The organism is Natronomonas halophila, from assembly GCF_013391085.1.
Taxonomy (GTDB): domain Archaea; phylum Halobacteriota; class Halobacteria; order Halobacteriales; family Haloarculaceae; genus Natronomonas; species Natronomonas halophila.
Window position 1 is genome coordinate 410344 of sequence record NZ_CP058334.1, and the last position, 20496, is coordinate 430839.

Annotated in this window: 22 protein-coding genes; 12 read left to right on the top strand and 10 right to left on the bottom strand. The window is 65.6% G+C overall.

Features of this window, described 5'->3' with window-relative positions; translation table 11 throughout:
- Position 1: 1 nt before the first annotated feature.
- Positions 2–973: a quinone oxidoreductase family protein gene (locus HWV23_RS02145; RefSeq protein ID WP_178288826.1), complete on the bottom strand. Its 972-nt coding sequence runs from the start codon at positions 971–973 to the stop codon at positions 2–4.
- A 154-nt stretch (positions 974–1127) separates the two neighbouring features.
- Here HWV23_RS02145 and HWV23_RS02150 point away from each other — a divergent pair, with 154 nt between their 5' ends.
- From HWV23_RS02150 to HWV23_RS02170, 5 genes are all read left to right on the top strand, one after another.
- Complete coding sequence (locus tag HWV23_RS02150; protein ID WP_178288827.1) at positions 1128–2552, top strand: FAD-binding oxidoreductase; 1425 nt, start codon at positions 1128–1130, stop codon at positions 2550–2552.
- 103 nt (positions 2553–2655) lie between these two features.
- Complete coding sequence (locus HWV23_RS02155; protein WP_178288828.1) at positions 2656–3195, top strand: hypothetical protein; 540 nt, start codon at positions 2656–2658, stop codon at positions 3193–3195.
- A 143-nt stretch (positions 3196–3338) separates the two neighbouring features.
- Entirely contained in the window at positions 3339–4529 is a 1191-nt protein-coding gene (locus HWV23_RS02160; protein ID WP_178288829.1) for an acyl-CoA dehydrogenase family protein, read from the top strand.
- A gap of 55 nt (positions 4530–4584) precedes the next feature.
- Positions 4585–5346 carry an SIR2 family NAD-dependent protein deacylase gene (locus tag HWV23_RS02165; RefSeq protein WP_178288830.1) on the top strand — a complete coding sequence of 254 codons (762 nt, stop codon included), beginning with the start codon at positions 4585–4587 and terminating at the stop codon, positions 5344–5346.
- Between the two features lie 34 nt (positions 5347–5380).
- Positions 5381–5782 (top strand): cupin domain-containing protein, encoded by a 402-nt coding sequence (locus HWV23_RS02170; RefSeq protein ID WP_178288831.1) that lies wholly within the window; start codon positions 5381–5383, stop codon positions 5780–5782.
- Here the strand turns inward: HWV23_RS02170 and HWV23_RS02175 are convergent.
- Positions 5779–6060, bottom strand: a complete 282-nt coding sequence (locus HWV23_RS02175; RefSeq protein ID WP_178288832.1) for a glutaredoxin family protein — start codon at positions 6058–6060, stop codon at positions 5779–5781. The genes HWV23_RS02170 and HWV23_RS02175 overlap by 4 nt on opposite strands.
- Positions 6061–6220: 160 nt before the next feature.
- Between HWV23_RS02175 and HWV23_RS02180 the strand changes: the two genes are divergently transcribed.
- Positions 6221–6697 (top strand): redoxin domain-containing protein, encoded by a 477-nt coding sequence (locus HWV23_RS02180; RefSeq protein WP_178288833.1) that lies wholly within the window; start codon positions 6221–6223, stop codon positions 6695–6697.
- Here the strand turns inward: HWV23_RS02180 and HWV23_RS02185 are convergent, their stop codons facing one another.
- Genes HWV23_RS02185 through HWV23_RS02195 form a run of 3 tightly spaced genes read right to left on the bottom strand, consistent with a single transcriptional unit; the run spans position 6698 to position 9027 of the window.
- Entirely contained in the window at positions 6698–7489 is a 792-nt protein-coding gene (locus HWV23_RS02185; protein WP_178288834.1) for an HpcH/HpaI aldolase family protein, read from the bottom strand.
- Positions 7490–7539: 50 nt separating this feature from the next.
- Entirely contained in the window at positions 7540–7806 is a 267-nt protein-coding gene (locus tag HWV23_RS02190; RefSeq protein ID WP_178288835.1) for a hypothetical protein, read from the bottom strand.
- Between the two features lie 6 nt (positions 7807–7812).
- Entirely contained in the window at positions 7813–9027 is a 1215-nt protein-coding gene (locus tag HWV23_RS02195) for an acyl-CoA dehydrogenase family protein (protein WP_178288836.1), read from the bottom strand.
- Positions 9028–9153: 126 nt separating this feature from the next.
- Here HWV23_RS02195 and HWV23_RS02200 point away from each other — a divergent pair, with 126 nt between their 5' ends.
- Positions 9154–10323, top strand: a complete 1170-nt coding sequence (locus HWV23_RS02200) for a CaiB/BaiF CoA transferase family protein (protein ID WP_178288837.1) — start codon at positions 9154–9156, stop codon at positions 10321–10323.
- Here HWV23_RS02200 and HWV23_RS02205 read toward each other — a convergent pair.
- Entirely contained in the window at positions 10316–11218 is a 903-nt protein-coding gene (locus HWV23_RS02205) for a DMT family transporter (protein ID WP_246282718.1), read from the bottom strand. The genes HWV23_RS02200 and HWV23_RS02205 overlap by 8 nt on opposite strands.
- 202 nt (positions 11219–11420) lie before the next feature.
- Complete coding sequence (locus tag HWV23_RS02210) at positions 11421–12194, bottom strand: SDR family NAD(P)-dependent oxidoreductase (RefSeq protein WP_178288838.1); 774 nt, start codon at positions 12192–12194, stop codon at positions 11421–11423.
- A gap of 154 nt (positions 12195–12348) precedes the next feature.
- Here HWV23_RS02210 and HWV23_RS02215 point away from each other — a divergent pair, with 154 nt between their 5' ends.
- A complete protein-coding gene (locus HWV23_RS02215; RefSeq protein ID WP_178288839.1) occupies positions 12349–14355 on the top strand; it encodes a hydantoinase/oxoprolinase family protein in 2007 nt (668 codons plus the stop codon).
- Entirely contained in the window at positions 14352–15953 is a 1602-nt protein-coding gene (locus HWV23_RS02220) for a hydantoinase B/oxoprolinase family protein (protein WP_178288840.1), read from the top strand. The genes HWV23_RS02215 and HWV23_RS02220 overlap by 4 nt, the downstream gene beginning before the upstream one ends.
- A 208-nt stretch (positions 15954–16161) precedes the next feature.
- Here the strand turns inward: HWV23_RS02220 and HWV23_RS02225 are convergent, their stop codons facing one another.
- Positions 16162–16941: an SDR family NAD(P)-dependent oxidoreductase gene (locus HWV23_RS02225; protein WP_178288841.1), complete on the bottom strand. Its 780-nt coding sequence runs from the start codon at positions 16939–16941 to the stop codon at positions 16162–16164.
- A gap of 184 nt (positions 16942–17125) precedes the next feature.
- On the opposite strand from HWV23_RS02225, the gene HWV23_RS02230 reads away from it, so the two are divergent.
- Complete coding sequence (locus HWV23_RS02230) at positions 17126–17377, top strand: hypothetical protein (protein WP_178288842.1); 252 nt, start codon at positions 17126–17128, stop codon at positions 17375–17377.
- Positions 17374–17841, top strand: coding sequence for a PIN domain-containing protein (locus HWV23_RS02235; protein ID WP_178288843.1), 468 nt, complete (start codon positions 17374–17376; stop codon positions 17839–17841). The genes HWV23_RS02230 and HWV23_RS02235 overlap by 4 nt, the downstream gene beginning before the upstream one ends.
- Positions 17842–17877: 36 nt before the next feature.
- Here the strand turns inward: HWV23_RS02235 and HWV23_RS02240 are convergent, their stop codons facing one another.
- The gene (locus HWV23_RS02240; RefSeq protein ID WP_178288844.1) at positions 17878–18582 is read right to left on the bottom strand and encodes an HAD family hydrolase; all 705 of its coding nucleotides are present in this window, start codon (positions 18580–18582) and stop codon (positions 17878–17880) included.
- Positions 18579–19541: an MBL fold metallo-hydrolase gene (locus tag HWV23_RS02245; RefSeq protein WP_178288845.1), complete on the bottom strand. Its 963-nt coding sequence runs from the start codon at positions 19539–19541 to the stop codon at positions 18579–18581. Before HWV23_RS02245 ends, HWV23_RS02240 begins: the two co-directional genes overlap by 4 nt.
- A 174-nt stretch (positions 19542–19715) precedes the next feature.
- On the opposite strand from HWV23_RS02245, the gene HWV23_RS02250 reads away from it, so the two are divergent.
- A complete protein-coding gene (locus tag HWV23_RS02250) occupies positions 19716–20492 on the top strand; it encodes an SDR family NAD(P)-dependent oxidoreductase (RefSeq protein WP_178288846.1) in 777 nt (258 codons plus the stop codon).
- Positions 20493–20496 lie beyond the last annotated feature (4 nt).

The following is a 20496-nucleotide window of genomic DNA, read 5'->3' on the forward strand; positions in this document are numbered from 1 at the left end:
GTTACGGCTTCAGGACGACCTTCCCGCTGGATTTGCGGTCCTCGATGAACTGGTGGGCTTCGGCGGCGTCTTCGAGGTCGAAGGTGTGGCCGACCTGGACCTCGAGGGTGCCGTCGCCGAGCAGTTGGGTGAGTTCCGGCACTGCGCCCATCACCTTCATCGGCTTTTCGTTCAGCGCGCGGCCGAGGTGGTAGCCGATGACCTTCTTGTTGCCGAACAGGAGGTCGGCGGTGTTCGGCCGGCCCGGTTCGCCGGCGGCGGCGCCGAACGAAACCATCCGGCCGAAGGAAGTCAGCGCATCGAGGCTCCGGTCGCTCGTGTCGCCGCCGATGCCGTCCAGCACGAGGTCGACGCCCTCGCCATCGGTGATTTCGTTCACGCGGTCGACGAAGTCCTCCTCGGTGTACTGGACGGGGTGGTCCAGACCGAGGTCTTCGGCCATCGAGAGTTTCTCCTCGGTCGAGGCAGTGCCGATGACTTCGGCGCCGGCCTCGTCGGCCAACTGGACGGCGGCGCTGCCGACACCGCCCGCCGCGGCGTGGATGAGGACCGTCTCGCCTTCTTCGAGGCCGCCCCACTCGTGGAGGCAGTTGTGCGCGGTCAGCCACTGGACGGGGAAGCCGGCGGCCTCCTCGAAGGAGAGGTCACCGGGCACGTCCAGTAGACCGCGGGCGTCGGCGATGGCGTACTCCGCGTAGCCGCCGCCGTTGACCAGCGAGACGACGGCCTCGCCCTCCTCGCGGTTGACTCCCTCGCCGACGGCATCGATGACGCCCGCAACCTCCATTCCCGGGATGTACGGCGGTTCGGGGCCACCCTGATAGTGGCCGCGGCGCTGCATGATGTCCGCGAAGTTGATACCCGCGGCCTTGACCTCGATGCGGACCTGCCCCTCGCGGGGTTCCGGTTCGTCCGCCTCCGTAATCTCCAAGACGCCTGTCTCGCCGAATTCGGTTACCTGGGCTGCTTTCATATGTGTCCCTACCTGTGGGCGGACGTCTTATCAATGTTAACCACACACGGCCGATTTTAATACCGTGTTAAACAATCGGTGAAGGCATGAGGCAGTTAAACGCCCTATCACCTGCGCGAGTAGTTTTAAGCGGGTCCGGTCGTCTCCCTACTGTATGACCTACGACTGTTCGTTCCTCGACTCGCTCGACCTCGACGGCGACGTGTCCTACGAGGATTCGGCCCGCGCGAACCACGCGGCCGATTGGGTCGCACAGGAGGCCGGCCTCGGCGTCACGCCCGACGCCGTCGTCTGGCCGAAATCGACCGCCGACGTCTCGGCTGTCATGGAAGCGGCCCACGAACACGAGGTGCCCGTCACGCCCTACGCGGCGGGTACCTCGATGGAGGGCAACGCCGTGCCCCTTTTCAAGGGTATCAGCATGGACATGACGAAGATGAACGACGTGCTGGAGGTCCGCCCGGACGACTTCCAGATCGATGTCGAACCGGGCGTCATGGGCAACGTCATCGACGAGACGGTCGGCGAACACGGGATGTTCTTCCCGCCGATGCCCTCCTCGGCCAATATCTCGACTATCGGCGGTATGATTGTCAACGACGCTGCGGGCCAAAAGACCGTCAAATACGGCGAGGTGGCCGACTGGGTGCTCGAACTCGAGGTCGTCCTCGCGGACGGCACCGTCATCGAAACCGGAAGCAAGGCCGTCAAAACGTCGTCGGGCTACAACCTCAAGGACCTCATCATCGGCAGCGAGGGCACACTCGGAATCGTCACGCGCGCGACGCTGGAACTCGAAGGCCGCCCCGAGCAAATCCGCGGCGGCCGCGCCGTCTTCGGGTCGATGGACGACGCCGCCGAGGCCGTCTTCGATTCGGTCCGGTCGGGCGTCGACGTGGCAAAACTCGAACTTATCGACCCGCTGGCGGGGGAGATGGCCAACGACTACTTCGATACCGGCCTCCCCGACGCAGCGATGATTTTCGTCGAGTTCCACGCCAACCACAACGTCGAGGAGGAAATCGAGTTCTTCGAGGCCATCCTCGAGGCCCACGACGTCGAGCAGTTCGAAATCGCCGAGGAAGAGCGGATGGACGAACTCTGGGCGGCCCGCGACGAACTCGCCTTCGCCGTCCAGCAGTACGACCCCGACCTCGAACCCCGCCACCCCGGCGACGTGACCGTCCCCATCAGCAAGTACCCCGATATCATCCGCTACGCGAAGGACCGAGCGGCCGAACACGACATCTTGCTTCCCTGCTTCGGCCACGCAGGGGACGGAAACGTCCACTATGCGGCGCTTGTCGACCCCGACGACGAAGAGATGGTCGCCGCCGCGGACGAACTCTACGACGACATCGTCGAGCAAGCTATCGAGTGGGGCGGCACCGCAACCGGCGAACACGGCATCGGCATGGGCAAGCGCAAGTTCCTCGAACTGGAGCACGGCGCGGGCGGCGTGCAGGCGATGCGAGCCGTGAAGGCCGCGTTAGACCCAAAGGACATCCTCAATCCCGGGAAGATGTTCCCCGAAACCGAGGAAGAGGGCGTTCGGATGGAGATGCCGACCGACGACTGATGCGGATTGGTTCGGTATAAGAACGGCCGACCGGTCGGTGACTCCGATGGCCGTTTGACCTTCCCGAGTTTTTAACCCGATATCCGGCCTGTTTTCGGCTACGATGGCCCTCCCTCGACGACGATTCCTGCGGACTGCAGGCACACTTCCGTTCGTCGCGCTCGCCGGCTGTTCGTCCCTCCCCGAGAGCACCGCTCCGACGACGGATACCCCGACATACGAACGGCTCCGGAACATCGCGGTCTACGTCGATGATGACGTCGGGGTGAGTTTCCCCGAGGCCGTTCCACGGGTATCTGCGCCGACAAACGCCGACCTCCTCGTGCTACACGGCAATGCGTCGGTTTCGGCCGAGACGGCCGTCTCGTGGCTCGCGGACGACCGCGCGGTCGCCTTGCTCGGCGAGCGCGCCCAGGAGACCTGGACCGACTGGGCTCGAACCGAGGAGTTTCAGAACGCGTTCGATACCCGGGGACTGGGCGAAGCGAACCCGGCCCCGCAGTTACTGGTCGGGGCGACGGTCGGGCTTCGGGTCACGACGTATCGGAAGACGTGGGAAGACCAACCCGCCAACGGCGACATCGTCGCTGCGCTGGATGAGACGATGGACGACCTCGAAACCGAACGGTCGGAAGAAGGATAACCGCGAGCTATCGACCGGGGAAACCGCCCTTTTCGCAGCCTTTCACCAGCGTTGGTGATGAGTCGTGCCACCCACCTGCACATAAACCGCCTCCCATGAGACGGCGAATAGATTTGCGGATACCGACGTGAGGTAGGGTAGCCATGAGCAGTGCCCACCTCGACGACGAACACGAGATGATTCGGAACTCCGTCCGGGAGTTCCTCGAAGACGAAATCGCGCCGGACCTGCCGGAGGCCGACCGGAAGCCGATGAGCAAAGAAGAGGCCATCGAGTATCAGCAGATGCTCGGCGACCTCGGCATCGGTCCCGGCGACACAGAAAGCGACGGGTTCGCCGACCCGCTGACGTATACGGTCACCTCCGAGGAGATCTCGCGTATCTGGCCGTCGCTCAACGTCACGCTCAACATGTCGTTCCCGACGATATTCGCGCCGTATGCGGGCGAGGAGACGGCCGACGCCCTCGGCGACAAACTCGACGACGGCTCCTGTATCGGCTGTATGGCCGTCACCGAACCCGACGGCGGCAGCGACACGGCCAGTCCGGGAACGACCGCGGTCAAGGAGGGTGACGAATACGTCATCAACGGCGAGAAGACGTGGGTCTCGAACGCGCCCATCGCCGACATGGCCCTCGTCGTCGCACAGGACGAGGCGGCCGGCCAACGGGATTTCTTCATCGTCGATACGGTCACGAACGACGTCGAGACGCGCGAACTCGACAAACTCGGCTGGAAGGGGTCGCCGACCGGCCAGATATTCTTCGACGACGTTCGGGTGCCGGAGGACAACAAACTGATGAACGCCGTGATGAACATGCTCGCATCCGGCGACTCCGACCTCGCGGAAAACGAGATGTTCCAGACCGGCGACCCGCTCAACGCCATGTTCGCCTATATGCGGACGGGGATGGCCGCGATGTCGGTCGGCATCATGCAGGCCGCCTACGAGGCGGCGCTGGATTACGCGAAAGACCGCGAAGTCTTCGGCGGACCCATCGGCGGCCACCAACTCGTTCAGGAGAAACTCTACAACATCCGTGCCGGCCTCGAAACCGGCCGCCTGCTGACCTACGAGGCCGCGAGGAAGGTCGCCGAGGCCGACCCCGAGGCCCGGATGTACTCTTCGCTTGCGAAGGGGTGGGTCTGTGAGAAATCCGTCGAGGTGGCCGACGAGGCCCTGCAGGTCCACGGCGGCAACGGCCTCTCGAAGGAGTACCCCCTCGAACGCTACTACCGGGACGCGCGTACGATGACGATTCCCGACGGGACGACGGACATCCAGCAACTCGTCGTCGGCAAGGAACTGACCGGCATCCGCGCCTACGAGTAGCGAACCGGTCCCGGCCGGCGAGTGGTTTTTTCCGGTCGCAACGAAATCGGCGGGTATGACCCGGCAGGAGATAGCCGACGCCGCCGCGGAAATCCGCGAGGCCGACACCGTCGCCGCGTTGACCGGCGCGGGTGTCTCGACGGCCTCCGGCATCCCGGATTTTCGCTCGGAGGATGGTATCTGGACCGAGTACGACCCCAACGACTTCCACGTCCGTCGGTTCCGGGCCGACCCCGAAGGCTTCTGGACCGACCGCATCGAACTGGTCGAGGACCTCTTCGGCGAGGGGTTCGAACCCAACGCCGCCCACGAGGCGCTGGCCGACCTGGAGGCGGCGGGCCACCTCGACGGCCTCGTCACCCAGAACGTCGACGGCCTCCACCAGCGGGCGGGCAACGAGGACCCAATCGAGATTCACGGCAACGGCCAGCGGGTCGCCTGCACCGGATGCAACCGACGGCAGGACGCCGACCCCGTCTTCGAGCGCGTCCGCGAAGGGGAGGTACCGCCGACCTGCGAGCAGTGCGGTGAGGTGCTGAAACCCGACGTCGTCCTCTTCGGCGAGGAGCTCCCCCAGCACGAACTCCTCAGCGCGCAATCACTGTCGAAGGACGCCGACGCGTATCTCGCGGTCGGGTCGTCGCTGACCGTCGAACCCGCCGCGTCGCTGCCCCGGACCGCCGCGAGCAACGGCGCGACGCTCATCATCGTCAATCTCGACCCGACTGACCTCTCGGACCGGGCAGACTTCGACTTCCGTGCGGACGTGACCGAGGTGCTGCCGGCCCTCGCCGAGGCGGTCGTCGACGGGACGTAGCTTTTTGCATCCCCGATTCGTGGGGTGGAATGTCATGGACTACAAGGTCATCGACCTGGACGACGTGCCGGTAACCGACCTCTCCGAAATCGAGGGGGTGCCGCCGGACCTCGATATCCGGCCCGTCGGCGACCAACTCGGACTCGAGGAGATGCGAGCGACGGTCTGGTATTTCGAACCCGGCGAAGAAATCCAGTATCACGCCCACAGCGAGCAGGAAGAGCTTTACTTCGTCCTCGAAGGCGAGTTCTCGCTGAAACTCGGTCGGTCCGGGGAAGAAGAGTACATCGACGCCGACGAGGGCACCTTCTGGGTCGCCAAGCCGAAGGTCGGCCACGGCCACCGCTACGTCGGCGACGACCAGGGCGTCGTCCTCTCGCTCGGCGCGCCGCCGGTCGAAGACCCCGGTCTCGACCCCCACTCGCTGGAGGATTAGAAGTCGAAGTCGGTGTCGACGTCCTCCGGCGACCCGGCGTCGCCGTAGGTCGTTTCGATGAACTCCAGAATCCGGGCCGACTGGCTCATCGTGACGCCGTAGGCGTCGTCGACGATGACCGGCACCTGTCGCTGGCCCGAAACCGCCTTTACCTCGTCGCGATTGGAGTGTGGCCCTTCGACCCAGACGCTGTCGTAGTCGACGCCCAGTTCGTCGAGTTTGTCGACGACGAACTCGCAGAACGGACAGGCCTCCAGACGGTAGAGTGTGATGGACATACACGGACACCCGTACCCGGAGAGCAAAAAGCCGGCGGCGTCGGAACCCCGACTTGTGGCAGGCGGCGCCGAAACCGGACGGCTTGCGGCAGGCGGCGCCGAAACCACACGACTTGCTGCCGTCCGCGTTTTTAAGTCAGTGCCGCCGGTTGGACGTGGTATGCCACCATCTGTCGGTGAAGACGCCCCCGAGTTCGAGGCATTGCTCTGCGACGGCGAGACCTTTCGGCCAACAGCCCTCGGTGACGCAGTCGGCGAGCGGGGCGCCGTCCTCGTTTTCGACGGGTTCGTCTTTTCAGCTATCGCCCGGAACTGGTGGCGTCGCTACGACAGCAACGGCTGGGCCGATTTCGACGGCGTTCCCGTCTACGGCGTCGTCAGCGACGGCCCCTACGCAATCAACGAGTTCCTCCGCCAGTTGGACAGCCCCTTCTCCATGTTCTCCGATACCGGCGGCGACGTCGCCGACGCCTACGACCTGCTGGTCGAACGCGAGGGAATGGCGGGCACGAAAACCGCCCGCCGTGGGATTTTCGTCCTCGACGAGGCTGGCGCCGTCCGCCACGCGTGGGACACCGACGACTGGATTTATCCGGTGCCGCGCGAGGAAATCGAAGAGGCCGTAGCGTCGCTGTAGTCACTCGGCGTCTTCGTACTGCTCGAACCAGTCGCCGAGGCTCTTCTTGACGGCGCCGACCGTGCTGCCGACGTTGAGGAGTTGGTAGCCGTCGTCGACTTTCTCGTGGACGTCGTCCATCCCGCTGGAGAGGCCACCGACCACCACGTCGTTGGCGAGGGCGGCCGTCCGGACCGACTCGACGGCTTCCTGCACCTCCGGATGGTCGGCCTCGCCGGGATGGCCGTAGGACACCGAGAGGTCGTTCGGGCCGATGAAGACGAAGCCGAGTTCGGGCACCGAGACGATGTCGGCGATGTTCTCGACGGCCGCCGCGGTTTCGATGGTGACGCCGAACATCACCTCCTCGTCCTCGGTTTCGGTGTAGGTGTCACCGGCGCCGCCCCACCGGCTTGCTCGCGGGGAGGCGAGGCCGCGCTGGCCCGGCGCGCCGTCGTACTCGAAGCGGGCCGCCTCGATGGCTTCGCGAGCCTCCGCGGCCGTCTCGATGCGGGGGATAAAGACGTTCCGAACGCCCGCATCAAGCGTTTTCCGTACCAACGCGGGTTCGTTGGTCGGCAGGCGAACGAGCAGTTCGGTTCCGACGGCGTCGGCGGCCCGGAGCATGTCTTCGAGCCGCTGGCCGTCCCACGGGCTCGGGCCGCCGTGTTCGAAGTCCAGCCAGACGAAATCGAAGCCGAGTTCGCCGACGAGTTCGACCATCGTCGGGCTATACACGCCCTCGATGACGCCGAATGCTACGTCGCCGTCTTCGACCGTCTGCCGGAGGTCATTGGTCCGTAAATCGGACATGGACATGTGTTCGGTCGCCAGCACCAAGAAGGGCGATGCCGGCGGAGAGGTTACTCGTCGAGGAGGCGGTCGTACAACGGCCGAGTCAAACGCTCGATACGAGCAGTTCGTTCCTCGGTTTGATACTGGGCGGCCGACGGCGCCTCGCGATACCGATACACCTCGATGTGCTGTCGGTCGCCCTCCAGCCCTCGGGACGTTGCGGGCGCGTACGTGACGATATCGACGATGGGGTAGCGCTTCCAGTCGGTCGTCTCCAGTTCGGCACGGACCGACCGCGGCCACGGTGGCGAGGCGGGGCGCAGACGCGGCGACATCCCCGATTACGGCAGGCCGAGTTCCTTCGCGATGGTGTTCAACTGGATTTCGTCGGTGCCCTCGACGATGCGGAGGATACGACCCGTCTGGAGTTCGTCCATGAAGGGGTTGTCCTCCGCGAGGCCGTTGCCGCCGTGGACCTGCACCACGTCGTCGGCGACGTCGAAGAGGACGTTCGAGGCGAGGTATTTGACGATGGAGGACTCCTCGATGGCCTGTTCGCCGTTATCCATCAGCCACGCGAGACGGAGCCCCGCCGCGTTGGCCGCGAAGGCGTTCGCCCGCGCCTCCGCGAGTTTGTGGGAGATGCCCTGGAACTTGCCGATGGGACGGCCGAACGCTTCCCGGTCGTTGGCGTATTCGACGCCCTTCTCGATGAGGAACTCGGTGTGGCCGAGCGCGCGGGCACCGATTTCGAGGCGGCCCAGCGAGAGGAACTCCATGGCATCGTAGAAGGCGCCGTCCTCGGTGCCGAGGATTCGGTCCTCGGGAATGCGGACGTCATCGAGGGCGATTTCGCCCTGCATCCCCGTCATGCCGACGGCGTTGTTCAGCGAGGCGACTTCGAACTCGTCTTCCTCGACGATGAAACAGGAGATGCCGCCGTAGCGGCCCATCTCCTCGATGGGAGATGTGCGGGCGAACACCTGCACGAAGTCGGCGTAGGGCGCGTTCGTAATCCACTGTTTCCGGCCGTTGAGGACCCACTCGTCGCCGTCCTTCTCGGCGGTGGTGTCCATGTTCGGCGAATCGGAGCCGACGCCGGGTTCGGTCTGGGCGAAAGCCGTCGACTTCTCCCCACGGATGCAGGGTTTCAGGTATTTCTCGACCTGTTCGCCCTCGGCCTGGGCGAGAAGCGGTTTCGGACCTTCCGGGCCCGCGAGTGCGTATTCGGCGATGCCCGGTCCCGTCGAGGCGACTTTCTTGACCGACCGATACCACGTGACGTTGGAGACGCCCTCGCCGCCGACGTCCTCGGGGAGGTTCATCGCGTAAAAGCCCGCGTCGGCGCTCTTCTTACGGACCTCCTGAATCGCTTCCTGTACCTCGGGGACCAGACGGCCGTCGTCCTCGTGGCGCTTTCGAGGGTTCGACCACGTCTCCCCGAGGTCGTCCTCGATGGACTGGACCTCACTTTCGAGGAACTCCTCGAGGCTCGAGAGGATGAGACTCGTCTCCTCGTCGGTGTCGAAGTTGATGCCGGCAGACTCGCTTGCCATGGCCCCACATACGGCGGGGCCCTCTTGAAGGCTGCGCGTCGATTCACCGGCGGGTTTAAATTACCCACGCATCGCAGGTTTCCGGCCGACGGCAGGCTTATGTGCCGCCGCGGCCACCCACGTTCCATGCGACTTGATGGCGTACGCGTGCTCGACCTCACGCGCCTGTTGCCCGGCCCCTACGCGACCCAACTGCTCGCGGACGCGGGGGCGGACGTAGTGAAAATCGAGGATACCGGCGCGGGCGATTACGCCCGACACATGCCGCCGACGACCGACGAAGGCATCGGCGCCGTCTTCGATGCCGTCAACCGCGGCAAGAAAAGCGTCGCGCTGGACCTCAAAAGCGAGGGCGGCCGAGAAGCCTTCTACGAACTCGTCGCTGAGGCCGACGTCGTTATCGAGAGTTTCCGGCCCGGCGTCACCGAACGCCTCGGCGTCGATTACGAAACCCTGACCGACTACCGCGAGGACCTCGTCTACTGCTCGCTGACTGGCTACGGCCAGAACGGCCCCCACGCCGACAAGGCCGCCCACGACCTCAACTACATCGGCCTCGCGGGCCTGCTGGATATGACCCGCGAGGACACCGACGAGGCCCCGCGCATGCCGGGCTACCAGATAGCCGACATGGCCGGCGGCCTGCTCGCGGCGTTCTCGATTTGTTCAGCGCTGCTCTCCCGGGAACTCGGCAACACTGGCGGCGAGTATCTGGACGTGGCGCTGACCGATGCCGTCGTCTCCTTCTCGCAAGCGCTCGCACCGCAGGCGCTGGCCGGCGAGGACCCGCGACCGGGCGAGACGCCGCTGACCGGGAAATACCCGTGGTACGACGTCTACGAAGCCGCCGACGGCCGGTACGTCACCCTCGGCGCGCTGGAACCACAGTTCTGGAACGCCTTCTGTGAGGCCGTCGACCGGCCCGAACTCATCGGCAAGCACATGACCGACGACCCGGCCGAGCGGCAGGCCGTCCGCGAGGAACTGGAAGCCATCTTCGCCGAACGGACCCGCGACGAGTGGGCCGAAACGATGGCCGACGTCGACGCCGCCGTCGACGCCGTCTATACGCCGGCCGAAGCGTTCGAACACCCACAAATCGAGGCCCGCGGCTACGTCGAACAGCCCGAAGAGGGTGAATCGCGGGTCGGCTTCCCGCTTTGCGGTTCCGAGATAGACCGGGACACCGTCGACGCACCGCCGGGACACGGAACCCACACGGAAGCGCTGCTCCGAGAGGCCGGCTTGGACGACGAGGAACTCGAACGGCTTCGCGAGGAGGGCGCGATTAATTGACGCCGACGGCGAGCAGGTCGGCCAGCGCGTGTCGCTTCAGGAGCGCGAAGCCGACGAAGACGATGACGAAGCCGACGACCGAGAGCAGGCCGATGGATTCCTCAAGCAGGAAGACGCCGGCCACGGTGGCGACGACCGGCACGAGATAGGCGACGAGGCTCGTCTCGAAGGCGCCCTGTTCTTCGAGGATGGTGTAGTAGATGACGAACGCGAACGCTGTCGAGAAGACGCCGAGATAGACGATGGCGCCGAGCGCGGTCGGTGCGAGCGTGGCGGCGGCAAGGCGTTCGCTGGCGCCGAAGCTGACGGAGTGCAGGACGAGGCCGCCGACCAGCATCGACCAGCCCGTGAGGGCGACGCGGTCCATCGAGGGGCCGGCACGCTGGACGAGGACGCCCCCAAGCGCGACGCTAATCGCCTGCCCGACGATGATGAGTCGGCCGACGGTATCGCCGGCGAGCAAGTTGTTCGGGTCGGGTTGGACGATGAGGCCGATGCCGAGGAAGCCGAGGCCGACACCGACGGCCCCGACCGGCGAGAGGCGTTCACCGAGCAAGGCGAGCGCCCATATCGCGGTCACGATGGGGACCAGCGCCTGAAGGATAGCAGCGATACCGCTCGGGACGGTCTGTTGGCCGATGAACAGCAGGCCGTTGCCGGCGACCAGAAAGAGTCCGCCGCTGACGATTGCGAGGCGATTGTTCCGACCGGTCGGACGCCAGTCGTCGCGAGCGACGACGGCGTAGGCCAGAAGGAGGACCGCGGCGACGTCGTAGCGGAACGCCGCGAACAGAAGCGGCGGAAGATACTCCAGACCGACGGTTATCGCCGGGAACGAGAGGCCCCACAGCGCCGCGAGGGTGACGAACATCGAAGTGGCGTACAGCCGTGACACACCTTCGGATAGCCAACCCTCCGGCAAATCCCTGCCGTTTCGGTAGCGAACAGGTGACCCGTTCGGGGACGACAGACCGTGGGTCACAGCGGCGCGGTCGGCGCCTGCTCCCGCCTCGGCGGCCCGTCGGCAACTCGTCAGCGCACGCACCGTCTGCTCGGGTTATAGTATATAAACTTTCGCCGGAGGGCGGAAGTGTCGGTTACGTCGTCGTCCAGCCGCCGTCGACCTTGTAGACGCCGCCCGTACAGTAGACCGAGGCGTCGCTGGCGAGGAAGACGGCGAGGCCTTTGAGGTCCTCAGGGTCGCCGAGACGGCCGAGCAGGGTTTCCTCGGCCATCCGGTCGTGCATCTCGTCCATGCCGGAGTCCTTGCGGAACGCGCCGCCGCCGATATCCGTGTGCGTCCAGCCGGGAGCGATAGCGTTGACGCGGATGTCCTGGTCGCCGAGGTCTGCGGCGGCCTGCTTGGTGAGTTGGACGACGCCGCCCTTCGAGGCGACGTAGGCGGCGACGCCGGGCCAATCGGAGGCAACCTCGCCGAGCACGGAGGCGGTCGTGACGATGCTGCCGCCGTCGTCCATCGCCGCGGCCGCCTCGCGAATCGTATAAAAGACGCCGTCGAGGTTGACGTCCATCACGTCGTCCCACTCTTCGAGCGGGTAGCGGTCGATAGGCAAGGAGAGGCGGCCGATACCGGCGTTGGCGAAGACCACGTCGAGACCGCCGAGTTCGGCTTTCGTCTCCTGGACCATCGCCGCGACCTGCTCGGGGTCCGAAACGTCAACCTCGAGCGTGATGGTCTCGGCGTCGAGTTCCTCGGCGACTTCGTCGAGGCCCTCGCTGTCGATATCGGCCAGCGCGAGGTCCGCGCCCACGTCGGCGCAGGCCTCCGCATACCCCTTGCCGATGCCGGATGCCGCGCCCGTAATCAGTACCACGTCGTCATCCAATCTGAATCGGTCGAGGACGCCCATGCCCGCCTCTCGTCCGATTCGGGTTTGTCCGTTTCCCCTCTCATGCGTCGACACTTATGAACCGCGTCGGCAACCCTTAACCGCCGACCGACGTATTGCCACTCGAGATGACGGATAGCGTCCGAACTGGGAGCGGGCCGACGGGAGGAAACCGGTGGTAGCGACGCCGCACGTGAGCGTCGACGTCGGCGGCACCTTCACCGACGTCGTGCTGACGACCGATTCCGACCTCGTGACCGCGAAGGTGCCCTCGACGGCCGACCAAAGCGAGGGCGTCCTCGAGGGCATCCGGAAGGCCTGCGACCGGGCGGGCATCGCGCCCGACGAGGTGGCCACGTTCACCCACGCGATGACCGTCTCGGTCAACGCCCTGCTGGAGCGAAACGGCGCCGAGACGGCGCTGGTGACGACCGACGGCTTCCGAGACGTCTTGGAGATCGGCCGCCAGACCCGGCCGGCCCTCTACGACCTCGACGCCGAGCGGACCCCACCGCTCGTGCCCCGACGGCGCCGCTACGGACTCGACGAGCGGGCGACGACGAAGGGCATCGAGATGCCGGTCGACCCCGCCGAGGTCGACGCGCTCGCCGAGGAACTGGCGGACGCCGAAAGCATCGCCGTTTCCCTGCTACACGCCTACAACGACTCGGAAAACGAGGCCATCGTCGCTGACCGTCTCCGCAAGGCCCTCGATGTGCCGGTATCGGTCTCTCACGAGGTCCTGCCCGCCTTCAGGGAGTACGAACGCACTTCCACGACCGTCGTCGACGCCTACGTCCGGCCGGCTATCGACTCGTATCTCGGCCGATTGACCGAACGCGCCACCGAGGCCGGGATTCCGGCCCCGCGGGTGATGCAGTCCAACGGCGGTATCGCCGACCCCGAGACGGTCCGCAAGCGGGCAGTGACGACCGTCCTGTCCGGGCCCGCCGCGGGCGTCGTCGGTGCCAAGGCCAGCGCCGAACGCGCCGTCGACGGTGAGGCGTTCGACGGCGTCGTCACCTTCGATATGGGCGGCACCTCCAGCGACGTGAGCCTCGTCCGCGACGGCGAAATCGCCCGGACGACCGACGCCGAAATCGACGGCCTCCCCATCGCGATGCCGATGGTCGACGTGAACACCGTCGGCTCCGGCGGCGGCTCCATCGCATGGGTCGACGCCGGCGGCGCGCTCCGGGTCGGGCCCGAATCCGCTGGCGCCGACCCTGGACCGGCCTGTTACGGCAGCGGCGGCGGCAAGCCGACGGTTACCGACGCCAACGTGGTGTTGGGCTATATCGGCGCAGACGCGGCCCTCGGGGGCGAGGTATCGCTGGATGTCGAGGCGGCCCGTGATGTCCTCGCCGAACTGGCCGACGAGGCGGGTCTCGATTCCGCCCAGGAGGCCGCCGAGGGCGTCTATCGGGTCGCCAACGCGAATATGACCCGGGCGATTCGGTCGGTCACGATCGAACGGGGCTACGACCCACGGGAGTTTGGCCTCGTCGCCTTCGGTGGCGCCGGCCCGATGCACGCGACGGCACTAGCCGAGCGGCTGGAGATGGACCGGGTCATCGTCCCGCTTGCGGGCGGCGTCCTCTCGGCGTACGGCCTGCTCGGCGCGGACGAACAGCACGACGCGATGCACACCCACCGGACCCTGCTGGACGAGGCCGATCCGAGCGAACTCGAAGCGATTTACGACGCTCTCACGACGGAAGCGCGGGCCGACGTAACCGCCGACGAGGAACCGACTATCGAGCGGATCGCCGAACTCCGATACGACGGCCAGAGCTTCGAACTTGGGGTTCCCGTCGACGAACCCCTTGCAATCGACGAGGTTCGCGAGCGGTTCAATGCCGCCCACGAGCGAGCCTACGGCTACCGCATGGACGAACCGGTCGAACTCGTTGCCCTCCGGGTCTCCGCGCGGGTCGAACACGACGTGCCGACGACCGGCTACGAGGGGGCGCCGGACGCCAACCTCGGAACTCGGACCGCAGTCTTCGACGGCGAGCGCCACGAACTCCCCGTCTTCGCCCGAAGCGGAGTCACGCCGGGAACGACCATCGACGGCCCGGCCGTCCTGGAGGATGACGAGAGCACCGTCGTCGTCCGGCCCGGCTGGTCCGGAACGGTCCAACCCGACGGCGCGCTCGTACTCGAAGGGGGTGGACGATGAGCCTCGATGCGGTCACGCTGGAAGTTCTGCGGAACCAGCTTGCGGGCATCGCCGAGGAGATGGGTCACGTCCTGATTCACGGCGCCTACTCGCCCAATATCAAGGAGCGACAGGACTGCTCGACGGCGCTTTTCGATGTCGAGGGCCGGATGGTCGCCCAGGCCGAACACATCCCGGTCCACCTCGGGGCGATGCCCGAGGCCGTCGACGTGGTGCTGGACAAAGACCCCGAACCGGGCGACGCCTACATCCTCAACGACCCCTTCACCGGCGGGACCCACTTGCCGGACGTGACTATCGTCGCACCCATCGACGTCGACGGCGAAATCGTCGGCTTCGGCGTCACTCGCGCCCACCACGGCGACATCGGTGGGATGACGCCCGCAAGCATGCCCGCCGGCGCGACGGAGATTTATCAGGAGGGCATCCGCCTGCCCGCCGTCAAGCTCGTCGACGATGGTGAAATCAACGACGACGTACTGTCACTCGTCCTCGCGAACGTCCGGAACCCAGACGAGCGACAGGCCGACCTGCGCGCGCAGTTGGCGGCCAACGACCGGGCCGGCGAGCGGGTCCGCGAACTCATCGCCGAGCACGGCCGCGAGACGGTTATCGAGGCGTTCGACGCCGTCATCGACTACTCCCGGGAACGCGTCGAAAGCGAACTCATCGAGATTCCGGACGGCGTATATAAGGCTCGCGACGCGCTGGAGGGCGACGGCGTCACCGACGACGAGATACCCATCGAGGTGACCGTCACCGTCGACGGCGCGAGCGCCGACGTCGATTTCTCGGGAACCGCCGACCAGGTGGCCGGCAACATGAACGCGCCGCTGGCCGTCGCCAAGAGCGCCGTCTACTTCGTGGTTCGGGCGGTGACCGACCCCGACATTCCGCCAACGGAGGGCTGTTATCAGCCCGTCTCGGTCAGGGTGCCGGAGGGGTCGCTTTTGAATCCCTCCCACCCGGCGGCCGTCGTCGGCGGCAACGTCGAGACGAGCCAGCGGGTGACCGACGTGGTGCTGTCGGCCTTCGCCGAGGCCGTCCCCGAACGCGTCCCCGCACAGGGGCAGGGGACGATGAACAATCTCATCATCGGCAGTCGTGAGGCCGGCGGCTTCACCTACTACGAGACCATCGGCGGCGGTTTCGGCGGGCGCCCGGCCCGCGACGGCATGGACGGCGTGCAGGTGGGGATGACGAACACCCTGAACACGCCGATAGAGGCCCTCGAAGCCGAATACCCGATGCGCGTCGAGCGGTACGCGCTCCGCGACGGAAGCGGCGGCGACGGGGAGTATCGCGGCGGCCTCGGAATCGAGCGCTCCGTGACTGTCGAAACCGATGCGACCGTATCCCTGTTGACCGAGCGACGCCGTCTCGCCCCCGCCGGACTTCGAGGCGGCGAGGACGGTGCGACCGGCGCGAACCTCATCGACGGGAATCCGGTGCCCGCCAAGACGACAGTCGACGTCGACGCTGGGACGACGGTCACCGTCAAGACGCCCGGTGGCGGTGGTTACGGCGACCCAGCAGAGAGAAATAGCGAGGCTCGCCAGCAGGACTACGTCGACGAGAAGGCCAGAAACGACGAGTAAGCATCCGCGAGCGCCCACAGGGCGCGAGCGGTTCCGCCCCGCCGAACGAAGTGAGGCGCGGGACCGAGACTCGACCGTAGGTCCCGCGAGCGAAGCGAGCGGGAGCGTTGGAAGACGAGCGCTAGCGAGTCTTCCTGAGGGAGAGTCGACGTGTCTTTTTCATCGAAGTTTTTGCCGGGCGCCGCAGGCGCCCGTGCAAAAAGTTCGTTTAGAAGGAAAAGAGGTCGATACCGCCGGTGACGCCGATGACCTGTCCCGTGATGTAGTTGGACTGCTCGGAGGACAGGTAGGCGACGAGGTTGGCGACGTCCTCCTCCTTGCCGAGTTTCCGCATCGGGGTGGCCTTGGCGATGCGGGCGAAGTGTTCGTCGACCTCTTCGAGTTGTTCGATGGGGAGGTCGGCGAGTTGGCCGACGACGATGCTCGGCGCGATGACGTTGGAGGTGACGCCGTGCTGGGCGCCCTCCAGCGCGAGCGTCTTGCCGAAGCCGATGAGGGCGGCCTTCGTCGCGGAGTAGGAAAGCTGGCCGAAACCGCCCTGCCAGCCGGCCATCGAGGACATACTGATGATACGGCCGAAGCCGCGTTCCTTCATGTTGGGGTAGACCTCGCGGGTGATGTTGTAGGCGCCCGTGAGGTTGACCGCGATGTCGCGGTCCCAGATGTCGCTCTCGAAGTCCTCGACCTTGTCGCGGGCGTCGACCATCCCGGCGTTGTTGACGAGGATGTCGATTCCACCCGTCTCTTCTTCGAGGGCGTCGACGGTGGCGGCGACGTCGTCGCGGTCGGTGAGGTCACATTCGACGGCGTGGGCCGTCCCGCCGTAATCCTCCTCGATCTCGTCGGCGACGTTCTCAGCCTTGTCGAGCGCGACGTCGAGGATGACCACTTCAGCGCCTTCCTCGGCGAGAATGCGGCAGTCTTCGCTTCCGATACGTCCGGCGCCGCCCGTTACGAGGGCGGTTTTGTCGTCGAGTCCTAGATCCATTGCGTCCCGCTATGTAACGGGTTCCAGCATAAGAATTGGGTCGGTGATGGGAGGTTCGTTTAGTAGGGGGTTCGGAATGACGACTGGGAACAGGTTCGGAGGACGGACGTCGGTGACTGTCGCCACGGACGGTCAGTTCGGTACCGAACGTGGGTTTAAGAATATTGGCGAGCAATAATGCGACATGGCCGCCGAAATATCGGATCGAGTTCGGGAAATCGCAGAGGCGCGTGACCTCCCCGAATCGGAAGTTTTCGAGCGGGCCCTCGAACGCGGTCTCGAAGACCTGTGGGAAGAACTCGTGCTCGCGCGGTACCTCGATGGCGAACTCGACCGTGAGGAAGCCATCGAACGCGTCGGCCGGACGAAAGTCAAACGCGCCGAGCAGGAGCGTGAACTGGTCGAAGAGGACGTCGACTGGGGCCTGAACGCGTGACGCTTGCGGCCGTCTCGGACGCTGGGCCACTCATTCATCTCGCCGAAATCGAATCACTCGACCTGTTAGCAGTCTTCGACACGCTCCTGATTCCGGAAGCCGTCTACGAAGAAGTCGAGAAGGGCGGTCTCCCCGACGCTCTGGAGGACATCTCGTATACCCGTGTCGAGAGCGATGATAGCGGCTTTGGAGAGGAACTGGATGCCGGTGAACGCGCTGCATTAGCGGCGGCAAAAGAACACGAGGCCGTCCTCCTGACGGATGACCTCGCCGCCAGAGAAACAGCGAAGAGCGCCGGTATCGACGTGCACGGTTCCATCGGCATCATCGCGCTCGGGTATAGTAGAGGACCCCTCAGCCGAGACGAGGCCGCAGCCAGCATGCGAGCACTCCAGAACGAGACGAGCCTCTTCGTTACCGATGCCGTCGTCGAGCACGGTATCCGACTTCTGGACGAGCAGTAACGAACTGTATGTAAGGAATAGTTCGCAGGCAGGCGATTATTCTTCGATTCCCACGATATCGAGCAACTCGCGTAAATTCTCAATTTCGTGGTCAGTTTCGGGCCCGCGGGCCTCCTCGCCGTAGCCGACGGTCCCGATACCGACCCCGGCAGCGCCGGCGATATCGTTCCGATGACGGTCCCCGACCATGACGGTTCGTTCGGGGACGGCGCCGGTGCCGTCCAGCGCGTCCTCGAACATGCGTGAATCCGGCTTTTTGAAGCCGATTTCCTCGGAGGTGGTGATGTGGTCGAAGCAGTCGTGGATGCCGAAGGATTCGAGCATATCGTGGGCTTCGGCGGTGTCGATATCGGAGACGATGGCCTGCTGAATGCCGGCCTCGTGGAGGGCTTCGATGGTCTCGATAGCGCCGTCCTCGGCACGGAGCGTAGCAGCGGTGGACTCTTCGAGGATGAGTTCCCAGTCCTCCGGCGGGTCGCCGTCGAAGAGCGCGGTGGTAGCCTTCCGGTAGCCCTCGTGGGCCGACTGGTACTCGGCGCCGTCGGCGGCCTTGAAATGCTCACCAAGGACGGATTTCCACTCGTCGAGGGCGGCCTCGGGGTCCATCCCGTGGTCGGCGGCGAGTTCCGAGATGAAGGCCGCGTATCCCTCGCGGATGGAGCGGAGTTCGACGATGACGCCGCCGATGTCCCAGAAGACGGTGTCGTAGTTTCGGTCGGTCGCCTCGGCGTCGCCGCTCATGGCTCGTAGTGACGGATGCCGTCGCGGAGTTCGCTCGTAATCTCGCCGTGTTTATCGAGGTGGGCGAGCGCGCTCATCGCCTCGGGAATGAGATACTTGACGTCGCGGTCGCCGGCCAGCGCCATGGCGACGCCGCCGACCGTCGAGTAGCCGTCGGCGACGAGGTCGGCGACGCGGTCGAGACGGTCATCGAGGCTCTCGCGGTCACGCTCGACGGCGGCCTGCAGGTCCTCGTGGACGGGGCCGTGGCCGGGGTAGACGCGGTCGACGTCGACCGATTCGAGGCGGTCCAGTGCGGTGTAAAAGGCATCGAAGGCCTCGCGGTGGCCGTCGTCGAGGCCGTCGTGCATGACGACGGGGCGGAACGGTTCGATGCCCATGTCGCCGGCCAGAAGGGCGCGTTCGCCGTCGATTTCGGTGGGATAGCTGAGGTGGTCGGCCTGATGACCGGGAACGTGGACGGCGCCGATTTCGAGGGGGCCGACGGTGGTGGTGTCGCCCGGCTCTATCCAGACGTCGACGGCCTCGGGCGGGAGGTGTTCGGCGTCCCGTTCGAGCGACTGGACGGCCATGTCGACGGCCATCTCCAGTTGCTCGTCGGGGAAGCCGGCCTCGGTACAGTTCTGTCGGACGCGGGCTTCGAGGGCTGCGGGGTCGCGCTGGAACCGCGCTTCGACGCCGGCGGGAGCGTAAATCGTCGGGTCGCCGGCCTCCAGTACCGTCGGCACGAGGCCGACGTGGTCGATGTGCGGGTGGGTAATCAGGACGTGTTCGATATCGCCGGGGTCGTAGCCGTGGTCGGCCAGTGCCGCCTCGAACTCCTCGGCGTGGTCCGGGTCGGCGGCGTCGACCAGCACCGGCTCGGGACCGTCGACAAGATAGCAGGCGACGTGGCCCGGCGGCCACTCCACGTCGAACTCCAGTCGGTGGACCTGCGTCTCCGTGTTCCGTACTTCCATTCACCGGAAAAATGCGACCCCACGGCTTAAGCCTTCGTTTTGATACAACGCCCCTTCAGTTTCCATTGTTCAACATCCGCCCCCGGAACTTACCTTTATTAACGTTCCCTCGAAACGGACAGCCGTCACAATGACAGCGACACACGTGAGCGCCCGGACGGCGCGTGAGTACCGATGTTAGAACAGTACAGCGTCGAGGACAAGACGGCCATCATCACCGGTTCCAGCCAGGGTATCGGCGCGGTGACCGCAAAGCGGTTCGCCGACGAGGGGGCCAACGTCGTCGTCACCTCCCGCTCGCAGGACAAAATCGACGAGGTGGCCGACGAAATCAACGACAGCGACCGGCCGGGCCGGGCCATCGCCGTCGAGTGTGACGTCCGCGAGCGCGACTCCATCGAGGCGCTCGTCGACGCCACCGTCGAGGAGTTCGGCCGCGTCGACACGATGATTAACAACGCCGGTGCCTCCTTTATGGCCTCCTTCGACGACATCTCGGAGAACGGCTGGAAGACCATCGTCGACATCAACCTCCACGGCACCTTCCATTGCTCGCAAATCGCGGGCCAGCAGATGCAACAGCAGGACGGCGGTGGAACCATCATCAACTTCGCGTCGGTCGCGGGCACGATGGGCTCCCGTTACATGAGCCACTACGGCGCCGCCAAGGCCGCCGTCGTCAACCTGACGACGTCGCTATCGGCCGAATACGCCGAGGAGAACATCCGCGTCAACTGTATCGCGCCCGGCCTCGTCGGCACGCCCGGCGTCGCCTCCCAGATGGGCATCGACCCCGCGGACGTCGACCGCGAGGACATCGCGAAGGACATGGGTCTGCCCGAAGAAATCGCCGACATCACGCAGTTCCTCGCCAGCGACGCCTCCTCGTATATCGTCGGTGAAACTATTACCGCAGAGGGCGTGCCGCCGCTCGAGGATTCCCAACTCTGAGAAC

Coding starts and splice junctions, on each gene's coding strand:
- HWV23_RS02250 (WP_178288846.1), top strand. CDS start 19,716: ATGTTAGAACAGTACAGCGTCGAGGACAAGACGGCCATCATCACCGGT.
- HWV23_RS02145 (WP_178288826.1), bottom strand. CDS start 973: ATGAAAGCAGCCCAGGTAACCGAATTCGGCGAGACAGGCGTCTTGGAG.
- HWV23_RS02245 (WP_178288845.1), bottom strand. CDS start 19,541: ATGGAAGTACGGAACACGGAGACGCAGGTCCACCGACTGGAGTTCGAC.
- HWV23_RS02175 (WP_178288832.1), bottom strand. CDS start 6,060: ATGTCCATCACACTCTACCGTCTGGAGGCCTGTCCGTTCTGCGAGTTC.
- HWV23_RS02230 (WP_178288842.1), top strand. CDS start 17,126: ATGGCCGCCGAAATATCGGATCGAGTTCGGGAAATCGCAGAGGCGCGT.
- HWV23_RS02190 (WP_178288835.1), bottom strand. CDS start 7,806: ATGTCGCCGCGTCTGCGCCCCGCCTCGCCACCGTGGCCGCGGTCGGTC.
- HWV23_RS02150 (WP_178288827.1), top strand. CDS start 1,128: ATGACCTACGACTGTTCGTTCCTCGACTCGCTCGACCTCGACGGCGAC.
- HWV23_RS02210 (WP_178288838.1), bottom strand. CDS start 12,194: ATGGGCGTCCTCGACCGATTCAGATTGGATGACGACGTGGTACTGATT.
- HWV23_RS02155 (WP_178288828.1), top strand. CDS start 2,656: ATGGCCCTCCCTCGACGACGATTCCTGCGGACTGCAGGCACACTTCCG.
- HWV23_RS02240 (WP_178288844.1), bottom strand. CDS start 18,582: ATGAGCGGCGACGCCGAGGCGACCGACCGAAACTACGACACCGTCTTC.
- HWV23_RS02225 (WP_178288841.1), bottom strand. CDS start 16,941: ATGGATCTAGGACTCGACGACAAAACCGCCCTCGTAACGGGCGGCGCC.
- HWV23_RS02200 (WP_178288837.1), top strand. CDS start 9,154: ATGCGACTTGATGGCGTACGCGTGCTCGACCTCACGCGCCTGTTGCCC.
- HWV23_RS02195 (WP_178288836.1), bottom strand. CDS start 9,027: ATGGCAAGCGAGTCTGCCGGCATCAACTTCGACACCGACGAGGAGACG.
- HWV23_RS02185 (WP_178288834.1), bottom strand. CDS start 7,489: ATGTCCGATTTACGGACCAATGACCTCCGGCAGACGGTCGAAGACGGC.
- HWV23_RS02220 (WP_178288840.1), top strand. CDS start 14,352: ATGAGCCTCGATGCGGTCACGCTGGAAGTTCTGCGGAACCAGCTTGCG.
- HWV23_RS02180 (WP_178288833.1), top strand. CDS start 6,221: ATGCCACCATCTGTCGGTGAAGACGCCCCCGAGTTCGAGGCATTGCTC.
- HWV23_RS02170 (WP_178288831.1), top strand. CDS start 5,381: ATGGACTACAAGGTCATCGACCTGGACGACGTGCCGGTAACCGACCTC.
- HWV23_RS02165 (WP_178288830.1), top strand. CDS start 4,585: ATGACCCGGCAGGAGATAGCCGACGCCGCCGCGGAAATCCGCGAGGCC.
- HWV23_RS02160 (WP_178288829.1), top strand. CDS start 3,339: ATGAGCAGTGCCCACCTCGACGACGAACACGAGATGATTCGGAACTCC.